A 12,582-nucleotide genomic window follows, 5' to 3' on the forward strand; every position below is an offset into this window, starting at 1 on the left:
TACAAGGTCCGCGAGGCGGCGCTGTACGCCGAGCAGTCCAAGGACGTCGACATCATCATCACCACCGCGCTGATCCCCGGCCGGCCTGCGCCCCGCATCATCACCGCGGAGATGGTCGCCGCGATGAAGCCGGGCAGCGTGATCGTGGACATGGCCGCGGCCAACGGCGGCAACGTAGAGGGCACCGTCAAGGATCAGGCCATCGTCACCGACAACGGCGTGACGATCATCGGCTACACCGACCTGGCCGGGCGACTGCCCGCGACGGCTTCCCAGCTCTACGGCACCAACCTGGTCAACCTGCTCAAGCTGCTCACCCCCGAGAAGGACGGGCAGCTCACCCTGGACTTCGACGACGTCGTGCAGCGGTCGGTGACGGTCGTGCGCGACGGGGAGACCACCTGGCCGCCGCCGGCCGTACAGGTGTCGGCGGCACCGGCGGCGGCTGCGGCCGCACCGGCGGTGTCACACGCCAAACAGCCGATGTCGCCGCAGCGCCGGCTGGGCATCACGTTCGTCGCCGCCGCGGTGCTGTTCGTGCTCATCGCGCTGTCCCCGGCCGCGCTGCAGGTGCACCTGACGGTCTTCGCCCTGGCAATCGTGATCGGCTACTACGTGATCGGGCACGTGCACCACGCGTTGCACACCCCGCTGATGTCGGGGACCCATGCAATCTCGGGCATCATCGTCGTCGGCGCGCTGCTGCAGATCGGACACGGCATTTACACCGGGGGGGCCGTCGTCACAGCCTTGGCTACGGTCGCAATCCTGCTCGCCAGCATCAACGTCTTCGGTGGCTTCGCGGTGACGCGCCGCATGCTCGCGATGTTCTCGCGCAGCTGACCAAGCTGCCCTAGCCCCGACTCTCCCCTAATCGGACGGATTGCATGTTCACCCTAGAGACCACCGCCACCGCGGCCTACGTCGTCGCGGCCCTGCTGTTCATCCTGGCCCTTGCCGGGTTGTCCAAGCACGAAACGTCGCGGTCCGGCAATACATTCGGCATCGCAGGCATGGCGGTGGCGCTGATCGCCACCATCGCGCTGGCGTTGGGCCGCCACATCGAACCGCTGGGTCTGGGCCTGCTGGCCGGCGCGATGGCAATCGGCGCCGCGATTGGCCTGTGGCGTGCCCGCGTCGTCGAAATGACCGGGATGCCCGAACTGATCGCGCTGCTGCACTCGTTCGTCGGCCTGGCCGCGGTGCTGGTTGGCTGGAACGGCTACCTGCACGTCGAACACGACATCACCGGTTCCGAGGCCGCCCTACTGGACGGCCAGGGCCTGCTCGGAATCCACTCGGCCGAGGTCTTCATCGGCGTGTTCATCGGCGCCGTCACGTTCACCGGGTCGATCGTGGCCAACCTCAAGCTCTCGGCGCGCATCAAGTCCACGCCGTTGATGCTGCCGGGCAAGAACATCCTCAATGTCGGCGCGCTGGTCGTGTTCTTCGCGCTCACGGTGTGGTTCGTCATCTCTCCGCAGCTGTGGCTCCTCATCGCCGTCACCGTGCTGGCCCTGCTGCTCGGCTGGCATCTGGTCGCCTCGATCGGCGGCGGCGACATGCCCGTCGTGGTGTCGATGCTCAACAGCTACTCGGGCTGGGCCGCTGCGGCGTCGGGCTTCCTGCTGTCCAACGACCTTCTCATCGTGACCGGCGCGCTCGTCGGCTCCTCCGGTGCCTACCTGTCCTACATCATGTGCAAGGCGATGAACCGGTCGTTCATCTCCGTCATCGCAGGCGGTTTCGGCATCGAAGCAGGCCCGGCCGATGACAAGGACTACGGCGAGCACCGCGAGATCAACGCCGAGGGTGCCGCCGAACTGCTCACCTCGGCCAGCTCGGTGATCATCACCCCCGGTTACGGTATGGCCGTCGCGCAGGCCCAGTACGGTGTCGCCGACCTGACCCGCAAGCTGCGTGAGCGCGGCGTCGACGTCCGCTTCGGAATCCACCCCGTCGCGGGCCGGCTGCCCGGCCACATGAACGTGCTGCTGGCCGAGGCCAAGGTGCCCTACGACATCGTGCTGGAGATGGACGAGATCAACGACGATTTCGACAACACCTCGGTCGTCCTGGTCATCGGCGCCAACGACACCGTCAACCCGGCGGCGTCCGAGGATCCGAGCAGCCCCATCGCCGGTATGCCGGTACTGACGGTGTGGAACGCCGACAACGTCATCGTCTTCAAACGCTCCATGGCCTCCGGCTACGCGGGCGTGCAGAACCCGCTGTTCTTCCGGGAGAACACCCAGATGCTCTTCGGCGACGCCAAGGACCGCGTGGACGCGATCAACGCCGCGCTGTCAGAGGCGGCCCACACCGGAAACTAGGATCTGCAACCATGCCAGTCGACCGCATCCTGCCGTCCGAGGACGCAGACGACCTCATCGCGCTCACCCGTGAGGTTGCCGACAAGCTGCTCGACCCCATCGTGGACGAACACGAGAAATCGGAGACCTACCCCGATGGGGTGTTCGCCCAACTGGGCGCCGCCGGGTTGCTGAGCCTGCCGCAGCCCGAGGAGTGGGGCGGCGCGGGCCAGCCCTTCGAGGTGTACCTGCAGGTCCTCGAGGAGATCGCCGCGCGCTGGGCCGCGGTTGCCGTGGCGGTCAGCGTGCACAGTCTGTCGTCGCACCCACTGCTGACGTTCGGCACCGACGAGCAGAAGCAGCGGTGGTTGCCGGGAATGCTGTCCGGCGAGCAGATCGGCGCGTACAGCCTGTCCGAACCGCAGGCCGGTTCCGACGCTGCGGCGCTGCGGTGTTCGGCCACTCCCACCGCAGACGGCTACCTGCTCAACGGGTCGAAGTCGTGGATCACCCACGGCGGCGTTGCGGACTTCTACACGCTGTTCGCCCGCACCGGCGAGGGATCCCGCGGCATCTCGTGCTTCCTGGTGCCAGGCGATCTGGAGGGCCTGTCGTTCGGCAAGCCCGAGGAGAAGATGGGCCTTTCGGCCGTACCGACCACGTCGGCGTTCTACGACAACGCCCGTGTGGACGCCGACCGCCGCATCGGCGCCGAGGGCCAGGGCCTGCAGATCGCGTTCAGTGCGCTCGACTCGGGTCGGCTGGGCATCGCCGCGGTGGCCGTCGGGATCGCCCAGGCCGCGCTCGACGACGCCACCCGGTACGCCAACGAGCGAACGACGTTCGGCCGCAAGATCATCGACCACCAAGGGCTGGGGTTTCTGTTGGCCGACATGGCCGCGGCAGTGGTCAGCGCTCGGGCCACCTACCTCGACGCCGCGCGCCGCCGCGACGCGGGCCGGCCCTACTCGACGCAAGCCAGCGTGGCCAAGCTGGTGGCCACCGATGCCGCGATGAAGGTGACCACCGATGCGGTGCAGGTGTTCGGCGGAGCCGGCTATACGCGGGACTACCGCGTTGAGCGCTACATGCGGGAAGCGAAGATCACACAGATCTTCGAGGGCACCAACCAGATTCAACGCCTGGTCATCGCCCGCAGTCTGACCGACTGAGACCCGGGCCCGCCGGTTATATGCTCGCCGGCATGCATCTCGACGAACTGCACTGGTTCGTCGTACTGGCCGAGGTCGAACACGTCACGGATGCGGCCGCCGAGTTGGGCATCCCACAGCCGACCCTGTCACGCGCCCTCGCCCGACTGGAGGCCGAGGTCGGCGTCCCGCTCTTCGATCGGGTGAACCGTCGGCTGCGGTTGAATGCCTACGGTGCCATCGTGGCCGAACACGCCCGTCGCGCCACCGCCGAGATGCGCTCGGCGAATGAGCGCATAGCCGCGCTGCGCGATCCCGATTCGGGGACGGTCCGATTGGCCTTCCTGCACTCGTTGGCCAGTTGGTTCGTTCCGGATCTGTTGCGGCGGTTTCGGTTACACGCACCGCAGGTCCGCTTCGACCTTTATCAGGGCGCGGCGGACGAGCTCGCGAATCGGGTGCTGGAGGGACACGTGGACCTGGCGATCACCTCGCCGCGGCCCGCCGGTCCTGGATACGTGTGGCACGGCCTGTACTCCGAACGACTCTGCGTCGCGGTACCGCGCGGACATCGGCTGGCGAGCCGTTCCCGATTGCGTCTCGCGGACGTAGCAGGCGAACCGTTCATCGTGCTCCGCGTCGGGTCCGGCCTGCGGCCGCTCACCGACGAGCTGTGCACGGCCGCCGGAATCCAGCCGCAGGTGGCGTTCGAGGCCACCGAGATCCCCACGATGGAGGGCCTGGTCGCGGCGGGTTTCGGGGTTGCGGTGGTGCCCGTGCCGCGTGCCGAGCGCGCCGAATCGACGGTGGCGTACCTGCCGCTTTCCGATGCAGGCGCCAAACGGCAGGTCGGGTTGGCGCTCGCCGCAGGCCGCGAGATGCCGGCCGCGGCAGCACGGTTCGTCGAGTTCGTGAAAGACCGCGGCCAGACCGGTTGATCATGCATTCAATGCATGAGATTGCGTGACTTCATGCATTGGACACACGTGGAGGACCGCTCGACACTCGGTCGGTGACCATCAATGCTGCGCACCTCCCCGACGCCTGGGCCGGACACCAGCGGGGCTCGACGGAGTATCGACGGCTGCTGGCGGCACTGTTCTGCGCAGGCGTGGCCACGTTCGCCCAGCTGTACTCGCCGCAGTCGGTGCTGCCGCTGATCGCCGCCGACCTGAACACCGGGGCGGCGGACGCGGCGCTGATGGTTTCGGCCGCCACGGCAGGCCTCGCAGTGGGCGTCATCCCGTGGTCGATGGTCGCCGACCGGATCGGCCGGGTGCGGGCGATGTCGATGTCGGTCACCGCGGCGACGGTCCTCGGCCTCGTCGTTCCGTTCGCTCCTGGCTACGAGCTGCTGTTGGCGGGCCGGTTCATCGAGGGCCTGCTGGTCGGCGGTGTACCGGCGATCGCGATCGCCTACCTCTCCGAGGAGATCCACTCCGACCACGCGGCGCGCGCAGCGGGGATGTACGTCGCAGGCACCAGTGTCGGCGGACTGTTGGGTCGGCTCGTCGCCGGTCCGATCGGTGAGGTCGCCGGTTGGCGGATCGGGGTGCTCAGCGTGGCGGCCCTGTGCGGGGTCGGAGCGCTGGGCTTCGTCCGGCTCGCACCCCGGCCCCGCGGGTACGACCCGTCGCGCGAGCGCTCACACCGTGCCGGTGGGATGCTCCACCGGTTGACCGCCAACCTGCGGTCACCGCGCCAGCTCACTCTCTTCGCCCTGGCCTTCCTCCTCACGGGTGGGTTCGTTGCCCTGTACAACTTCCTCGGCTTCCGGCTGATGGCCGCGCCGTTCCACCTACCCCAGACCCTGGTGAGCCTGGTGTTCCTGGCCTACCTGGCGGGCACGTGGGCGTCGTCGCGGGCAGGAGCGGAGGCCGCCCGGTTCGGCCGCAAGCGCGTGCTGCTGGTGTCGATCGCCACCATGATCGTCGGCGTGACGATCACCTTGAGCGACAACGTGTTCGTGGTCCTCGCAGGTCTGGTCATCGGCACGGCGGGCTTCTTCGGCGCACACGCGATCGCGTCCGGTTGGACCGGGCGCGAAGCCACCGTCGGCAAGGCCCAGGCGTCGTCGCTGTACAACCTCTTCTACTACGGCGGGTCCAGCGTCATCGGGTGGTTCGGGGGCGTCGTGTTCGATGCCGCAGGCTGGACGGCGGTCACCCTGACCATCGTCATCCTGGCCGGCGTCGCCGCCGCCATGGCGCTGGCGCTGTTGCGCCGCGACTGAAGGCTATTCGCGACCGCCGCAGTCCGGGTTGGCGACCACGGCCAGGGCAGGGTTGACGACGAAGCGGGCCCGGTTGCCGCCGTCCTTGCGCGCCTCGTTCATCGCAGTGGTCGCGATCGTCATGACTTCGTCGACGACGTCATCGGGCGGCAGGTGCATCAGGGGGCGCAGGGGCGTGCTGACCACCCCGACGCTGGTGGTCAGTCGCGACGGGGTGTTGTTCACGGCGGCGCGGACTCGGTCGACGAGCGGAGACGCATCGGCCGTGGTGAACGTGTCGGCGATGACGAATTCGGCTTCGGCGACATGGGCGACGACGGCATTGTGGCGGACGCTGGATCGCAGCGCGGTGCCGACCGCGACCCTGGCCAGATTGCCGCCTCGTTCGCCGGACATGCTCGTGATGAGGGAGAAGAAATCGATGTTGACGACCACGAGGACCAGGTACCTGTCATCGTCGCGGTGGCGCGCGGCGAGCAGCGTCGCGGTCCGTTCGTAGAAGGAGTCGCGGTCCAGCAGTCCCGTCAATGGCTCGAGCTGACCGGTCGACACCTCGCCGCCGACGAGCCGGAGCCCCGCCCGGCACGCGAGGGCCACGAAGACGTTGATCAGTGCCACCAGGGAGACGCTGCTGATCGCCAGGGCGGTGTCCAACGGTGCGAGCCGGATCGCGAGGATCGCCAACGTCGCCACGGCGACCGTCCAGGTGAATGCCAGGAGGCGCGGGCCATGGAAGCACGCGATGTAGGCGGCCGGTATTGCGAACGAGGTGGCCCCGAGCAGACCGGCCACCGGACTGGTCGAGATGAGGCAGGCGACGGCGATGCAGACGGTGCCCACCACGACGCATGCCGCAGACTCGGCCCTGGAGGGCCAACGATGGCGCAACCAGCGCAGCGACATCACCGCGCAGCACGTCGTGACGAGGACTGCGAGGACCTTGCCGATCAACCCGTGCGGACCGACTGGGCTGACCAACGCGATCATCGGGATCAGGCCGAGGGTGCCGATGATTCCCGCGATGACCCGGCACGTACTGGCCTGCAGCCCCCGCCCCGCGAGGATTGCCGTCAACCAGTAGTAGTGATCGTGCCGCGGCTTCCACCGCTCCGTCGTCACGACGGATCGTCAGGGCAAGAGAAGCGCAATCGACACATCCCCGGCCCCCTCGTCACCCGTACCTGAATCGAACCTATCAACGTCGACGCGCCTTCGCTCAGCGCCGGCGGTACCGGGGCGAGACAGGTTTCCGGGACGGACGGGGCGACGGCTCACGCGCTGGTATGCCGGTGCGGTTCGGCGACCGGTTTGGACTCCGCCGAGCCGCGCTGGCGCAGGAAGATGGACAACCCGACGATGGCGGCCACGGCAATGAATTCGCTCTGCCAATTCTGCATCGATTCGAACCAGAACCGCGACGTGGTGAGGTACTGCCACACCGAGACCGTGGCCTGTCCATGCTCGACCTGATCTTCGTTGAACGCCGTTCTGCCGCCGACCGCGTGCAGAGCCATCGAGGCGAAGAACAGCACGAACAAGGCGATCGCCAGCGAATTCTCGTACAGCGCCAGGGTCAGCCCGGCCCGACGCACCGGCAACGGCGCCGAGGGCTCGCTCTTCGCGTCGCGGGGATCCTGGTCTTGCGGAGCGGGCTCGTCGATCGGCTTGGATTCCGATGAACCCTTCTGGAAGAGGAAGGCGGTGAGCATTACGTACATGCCCATCTGCAGGAACTCCGATTCCCAGTTCTCGAACGTCGCCTCGACGAAGTCAACGGTGGTGAGGTACTGCACCACCGAGATGTGTTCAGTCGAGCCGTGCTGCTGCTGTTCCTCGTTGCAGGTCGCAGCGCCGGAGAAGATCATGCCGAGGAAGAACACCCCGAACAGCGCCAGGCAGGCCAGCAGCAGCCCGTTGTTGCGCAGGACCGCCAACCGGGGCGCCTGGGATCGTGAAGACACGAGGGCTCCCGCCGGCGTCGCGATATGCGGTTCGAAGTGTGTCTTCCCGCTGGTGCGCATGGCAAACAGCGCGTCAAATCATCACGGGCATTCCGAGCCCTCAGGTTTCTGCCGTGCCTTCCGGGGTAGCCCTCGGCAGCGGCGTGCAGCCCTCGCGCCGTCATCCATTCGATTCTCGCGGAGGTAACTGCCGTGGCTCAGAAGCCCATCACCAGTCCAGACGACGTGGTCACTTACTTGAAGGACCAACACGAAGCCATCAAGGCACTGTTCATCGAAACGCTGGACGCGAAGGACGCCGACACTCAGCATGCGGCCTTCACGCGGCTGCGGACTCTCCTAGCGGTGCACGAGACGGCGGAGGAAATGATGGTGCACCCACGTGTCCGGCGCAAGGTCGAGGGTGGTGCCGAGATCGCCGACGCCCGCCTGACCGAGGAACACGACGCCAAGCTCGCGTTGGGTGCGCTCGAGAAGATCCCCTGCGGTACGGCTGACTTCTCCAAGGAGTTGATCCACCTGCAAGCCGCGGTGCTGGAGCACGCGAAGCGGGAAGAGGCCGAGGAGTTCACGTTGCTCGAGGAGCAGCTCGACGACGAGGAACTCCGCAAGCTCGCGACTGCCGCCCAGGTTGCCGAGCGCATCGCACCCACCCACCCACATGCGGGCGTGGAGTCGGCGTTCGTCAACTTCGCCGTCGGGCCGTTCGTCTCGCTGCTCGATCGCGCGCGCGACGCCTTGGGCGGCAACGTCGCCTAAATCGGAGGCAGTACCCCGGGGCCGGCGTTTGTGGTGACGGTCGTGGGGTATTGCCGCCGAAGGCGTGTAGCCCGCGCGCCGGGTCGGGCGCACTGTCCCCGGCGCGCCGCTCGCTACCGTTAGCCCTTGGAGCATCGATGCCCACTTCACGCAATCGCGATCAGTCCGCCCCTCCCGCCGTCAGCCCCACAGGTGTGCCCGAAGGTTCTGCGGGACAGGCTGATCCCCGGGCTCAATCCGGCCGCTACCTGACCACCGCGCAGGGCCTCCGGCTGCCCGACACCGATCATTCCTTGAAGGCCGGTGACCGCGGCCCCACCCTGCTGGAGGACTTCCACCTCCGGGAGAAGATCACGCACTTCGATCACGAACGCATCCCGGAGCGAGTGGTGCATGCGCGCGGCGCCGCGGCCCACGGTGTGTTCGAGGCGTACGGCAATGTCAAAGACGTCACGCGGGCGGCCTTCCTGTCCACCAAGGGCAAGCGGACCGAGGTGTTCTGCCGGTTCTCCACCGTGCTCGGCTCGCGTGGCTCGGCCGACACCGTGCGCGACACCCGCGGCTTCGCGGTGAAGTTCTACACCGACGAGGGCAACTTCGACCTCGTCGGAAACAACATCCCGGTGTTCTTCATTCAAGACGGCATCAAGTTCCCCGACGTCATCCATGCCGCCAAGCCACATCCGGACCGGGAGATCCCGCAGGCACAGTCGGCACACGACACCTTCTGGGACTTCGTCTCCCTGCACACCGAGGCCACGCACCACGTCTTCTGGAACATGAGCGACCGTGGCATTCCGCGCTCCTTCCGGACCATGGAAGGTTTTGGGGTGCATACCTTCCGGCTGGTCACCCGGCGCGGCACGACCAGCTTGGTGAAGTTCCACTGGAAGCCCGTCGCCGGTGTGCACTCGCTGGTGTGGGAGGAGGCGCAGATCGCCGCGGGCTGCGACCCGGACTTCCACCGTCGCGACATGGCCGACGGCATCGAGGCAGGCGCTCCGCTGGAATACGAACTCGGCATCCAGGTCATGCCCGACGACGGCACCGACAGCTTTGAAGGCATCGACCTGCTCGACCCGACGAAATTCGTCCCCGAGGAGCTGGTGCCAGTGCGGCCGATTGGCATGCTGTCGTTGAACCGCAATCCCACCAACTACTTCGCCGAAACCGAACAGGTCGCCTTCCACACCGGAAACCTGGTCCCCGGCATCGAGGTAACCAACGACCCGCTGATGCAGGCCAGGCTGTTCTCCTATCTCGACACCCAGCTCACTCGGCTGGGCGGGCCAAACTTCACCCAGCTCCCCATCAACCGGCCGCACTGCCCGGTCAACGACATGTTGCGCGAGGGGATGCATCAGACGGCGATCCACACCGGACTGGCGCCGTACCGGCCCAACAGCATCGACGGCGGCGAGCCCCTCGTCCCCGAGGCCGACGGCGGCGGGTACGTGCCGACACCACGGCCGGTCGACGGTCCCGTGGTACGCGCGCAGCCCGTCTCCTTCGACGATCACTTCACCCAGGCCGCGATGTTCTACCGCAGCCTCAGCGAGATCGAACAGGTGCACATCGTCGAGGCGTTCACGTTCGAACTGGGCAAGTGCTACGAGAAGGCGGTCAAGGAGCGCGAGCTCGAGGTGTTGGCCAACGTCGACACCGACCTGTGTCGCCAGGTCGCCGATGGCCTGGGACTGCCTGCCCCGCAGGGCAAACCACCGGCGGACGGCACCACGTCACCGGCGTTGTCACAGATCGTCACCGAACCGGGCCCCGTCACCGGCCGCAAGATCGCGGTGATCGCCGACGCCGGGTCCGATCTGGCCGGTATCGCAGCTCTGACGAAGTCGCTGGCACGCAAGGGTGTGACCGCGTTGGTCACCGCCGCCACCGGGGGGACATTGAAGTCCGGGCGGCGCTCACTGGTCGTCGAACGCACCTTCGCCACGACGCGGTCCATCGAATTCGACGCGGCGATCATCGCCTCGGGTACCTCGGTGACCGACGACATCAAGCTCGTCGTGATGCTGCAGGAGCTGTTCCGACACTGTAAACCCTTGGGAGCGTGGGGAGATGGCGCCGCATTGCTCGAGGCGGCGGGCATCGGCCGGAACGCCGCCGGCGTTCTCGTCGGGGACGACTCCGACAAGGAGTTCAGCTCGGACCTGGTCGCCGCGCTGGGTCGGCACCGGGTGTGGGAACGCGCCGGCGCGGTGAAGGCGTCGGCGGTCGCGCCGTCGAAGGCCGCGCCCAAGAAGAAGACCGCGCCGAAGAAGACGGCCCCCACCCGACGCGCAAGTAAGTAGTTGACTTCTAGAAGGGAGACTTCACGATGAAAGCAGTTACCTGGCACGGCAAGCGGGACGTCCGCGTCGACACCGTGCCCGATCCGCGGATCGAACAGCCCACCGACGCCATCATCGAGGTCACGTCCACCAATATTTGTGGGTCGGACCTGCATCTCTACGAGGTGCTCGGTGCCTTCATGAATCCAGGGGACGTGCTCGGACACGAACCCATGGGCATCGTCCGCGAGGTCGGCAAGGGCGTCACATCCCTCGCAGTCGGCGACCGGGTGGTGATTCCCTTCCAAATCTCCTGCGGCAGTTGCTACATGTGCGATCAGCAGCTCTACACCCAGTGCGAGACCACCCAGGTCCGCGACCACGGGATGGGCGCGGCGCTGTTCGGCTACTCCGAGCTGTACGGGAGCGTTCCCGGCGGCCAAGCCGAGTATCTACGGGTGCCTCAGGCGCAGTTCACCCACATCAAGGTGCCCGATGGACCATCGGATTCGCGATTCGTGTACCTGTCCGACGTCCTGCCGACGGCATGGCAGGCAGTCGCCTACGCGGACGTTCCCGATGGTGGGTCGGTGACCGTACTTGGCCTCGGGCCCATCGGGGACATGGCCGCACGCATCGCGAGCCACCATGGGCACCGGGTCATCGCCGTCGACCTCGTACCCGAGCGCCTCGCTCGAGCGCAAGCCCGGGGAATCGAGACGATCGATGTCTCCCAGCTGGATTCGTCGCTGGGTGACGTGGTGCGCGAGATGACCGACGGGCGCGGAACCGACTCCGTGATCGACGCAGTCGGCATGGAGGCACATGGTTCGCCGGTCGCCAAGGCAGCTCAGCATTTGACCGGCCTGCTCCCGGACACCCTGGCCAAGCCTCTCATGCAAAGGGCGGGAGTCGACCGGCTCGACGCCCTCTACAACGCGATCGACGTCGTGCGGCGTGGCGGCACGATCTCCCTGATCGGCGTGTACGGCGGGATGGCGGATCCAATGCCGATGTTGACCCTCTTCGACAAGCAAGTCCAACTGCGGATGGGCCAGGCCAACGTCAAGAAATGGGTCGACGACATCATGCCGCTGCTAACGGATGACGACCCGCTGGGGGTCGACGCGTTCGCCACCCACACTCTGCCTCTGGCAGACGCGTCGTATGCGTACGAGGTCTTCCAGAAGAAGAAGGACGGTGCGGTCAAGATCGTGCTGAAGCCCTGATCCCCCGGGTGTGGCGAATTACCCTGTCGGGACCGATTCGTAGCTGCCGGTCGTACATCGTCGCGTCGTCGTCGCGGACGCGTAGGCCTTCGCGCAATCGCCCGCCAGCGCAGCTACGCGACTGCGTTCGGCCAGGACGACCGCGATTTCCCCGTACCCGCGAAGCCGGCGCTGAAACGGCGTCACGGCTGGTCATCGATTCAGGTTGGACGATATTCATCGCCTTTTGCACCAGGCTTGGTTTCGAATCGGTAGCCGCGGGAACATGCGCCCACTGGACGGCGTTGTCCGTACTCGAGTACGCGGACCGAGAGGACACCAATGGCCATTACGGACTACGACGCACCCCGTAAGACCGAATCCGACGACGTCGCCGAGGAGTCCCTCGAGTCACTCGCGGGCCGGCGAAACGACGCCGCGGTTGCCGTGATCGACGTCGACGACGGAGACGCGTACGACGCGTTCGAACTCCCGGGTGCCGATCTCTCAGGCGAAGAACTGACCGTCCGGGTGATTCCCAAGCAACCCGACGAGTTCACCTGCTCGTCCTGTTTCTTGGTGTATCACCGCAATCGGCTGACGATGCAGACGAACGGCGAGCTCATCTGCTCTGACTGCGCGTGAGTTCGGCGCCCTCCCAGGGCGCCGC

The 12,582-nt window shown here is 66.9% G+C and carries 11 protein-coding genes; 9 read left to right on the plus strand and 2 right to left on the minus strand.

Annotated elements, in window-relative coordinates:
* From QOC69_RS27750 to QOC69_RS27770, 5 genes are all read left to right on the plus strand, one after another.
* Positions 1-843: Re/Si-specific NAD(P)(+) transhydrogenase subunit alpha (locus QOC69_RS27750; RefSeq protein ID WP_526445736.1), on the plus strand; the 843-nt coding region annotated here is incomplete at its 5' end.
* Positions 844-887: 44 nt separating this feature from the next.
* Positions 888-2,333 (plus strand): Re/Si-specific NAD(P)(+) transhydrogenase subunit beta, encoded by a 1,446-nt coding sequence (gene pntB / locus QOC69_RS27755; RefSeq protein WP_526445737.1) that lies wholly within the window; start codon positions 888-890, stop codon positions 2,331-2,333.
* Between the two features lie 11 nt (positions 2,334-2,344).
* Positions 2,345-3,484, plus strand: a complete 1,140-nt coding sequence (locus QOC69_RS27760; RefSeq protein ID WP_526445738.1) for an acyl-CoA dehydrogenase family protein — start codon at positions 2,345-2,347, stop codon at positions 3,482-3,484.
* A gap of 32 nt (positions 3,485-3,516) precedes the next feature.
* Positions 3,517-4,401 carry a LysR substrate-binding domain-containing protein gene (locus tag QOC69_RS27765; protein WP_526445739.1) on the plus strand — a complete coding sequence of 295 codons (885 nt, stop codon included), beginning with the start codon at positions 3,517-3,519 and terminating at the stop codon, positions 4,399-4,401.
* Between the two features lie 80 nt (positions 4,402-4,481).
* Positions 4,482-5,696, plus strand: a complete 1,215-nt coding sequence (locus tag QOC69_RS27770) for an MFS transporter (protein ID WP_526445746.1) — start codon at positions 4,482-4,484, stop codon at positions 5,694-5,696.
* 3 nt (positions 5,697-5,699) lie between these two features.
* Here the strand turns inward: QOC69_RS27770 and QOC69_RS27775 are convergent, their stop codons facing one another.
* Together QOC69_RS27775 and QOC69_RS27780 are read right to left on the minus strand one after the other, a co-directional pair.
* Positions 5,700-6,815, minus strand: coding sequence for a GGDEF domain-containing protein (locus QOC69_RS27775; protein ID WP_526445740.1), 1,116 nt, complete (start codon positions 6,813-6,815; stop codon positions 5,700-5,702).
* A 152-nt stretch (positions 6,816-6,967) separates the two neighbouring features.
* The gene (locus tag QOC69_RS27780; protein WP_526445741.1) at positions 6,968-7,657 is read right to left on the minus strand and encodes a DUF6766 family protein; all 690 of its coding nucleotides are present in this window, start codon (positions 7,655-7,657) and stop codon (positions 6,968-6,970) included.
* Positions 7,658-7,849: 192 nt separating this feature from the next.
* On the opposite strand from QOC69_RS27780, the gene QOC69_RS27785 reads away from it, so the two are divergent.
* The 4 genes from QOC69_RS27785 (at position 7,850) to QOC69_RS27800 (ending at position 12,557) form a co-directional block, all read left to right on the plus strand.
* Positions 7,850-8,416: a hemerythrin domain-containing protein gene (locus QOC69_RS27785; protein WP_526445742.1), complete on the plus strand. Its 567-nt coding sequence runs from the start codon at positions 7,850-7,852 to the stop codon at positions 8,414-8,416.
* A 137-nt stretch (positions 8,417-8,553) separates the two neighbouring features.
* Positions 8,554-10,725: a catalase gene (locus QOC69_RS27790; RefSeq protein WP_526445743.1), complete on the plus strand. Its 2,172-nt coding sequence runs from the start codon at positions 8,554-8,556 to the stop codon at positions 10,723-10,725.
* 26 nt (positions 10,726-10,751) lie between these two features.
* Complete coding sequence (locus QOC69_RS27795; protein ID WP_526445744.1) at positions 10,752-11,933, plus strand: zinc-dependent alcohol dehydrogenase; 1,182 nt, start codon at positions 10,752-10,754, stop codon at positions 11,931-11,933.
* 321 nt (positions 11,934-12,254) lie between these two features.
* The gene (locus tag QOC69_RS27800) at positions 12,255-12,557 is read left to right on the plus strand and encodes a DUF4193 family protein (RefSeq protein WP_526445745.1); all 303 of its coding nucleotides are present in this window, start codon (positions 12,255-12,257) and stop codon (positions 12,555-12,557) included.
* The last annotated feature ends 25 nt before the right edge of the window (positions 12,558-12,582 follow it).

Origin of the sequence: Mycobacterium sp., assembly GCF_032162105.1 — a bacterium.
Taxonomy (GTDB): domain Bacteria; phylum Actinomycetota; class Actinomycetes; order Mycobacteriales; family Mycobacteriaceae; genus Mycobacterium.

Coding starts and splice junctions, on each gene's coding strand:
- pntB (WP_526445737.1), top strand. CDS start 888: ATGTTCACCCTAGAGACCACCGCCACCGCGGCCTACGTCGTCGCGGCC.
- QOC69_RS27760 (WP_526445738.1), top strand. CDS start 2,345: ATGCCAGTCGACCGCATCCTGCCGTCCGAGGACGCAGACGACCTCATC.
- QOC69_RS27765 (WP_526445739.1), top strand. CDS start 3,517: ATGCATCTCGACGAACTGCACTGGTTCGTCGTACTGGCCGAGGTCGAA.
- QOC69_RS27790 (WP_526445743.1), top strand. CDS start 8,554: ATGCCCACTTCACGCAATCGCGATCAGTCCGCCCCTCCCGCCGTCAGC.
- QOC69_RS27795 (WP_526445744.1), top strand. CDS start 10,752: ATGAAAGCAGTTACCTGGCACGGCAAGCGGGACGTCCGCGTCGACACC.
- QOC69_RS27800 (WP_526445745.1), top strand. CDS start 12,255: ATGGCCATTACGGACTACGACGCACCCCGTAAGACCGAATCCGACGAC.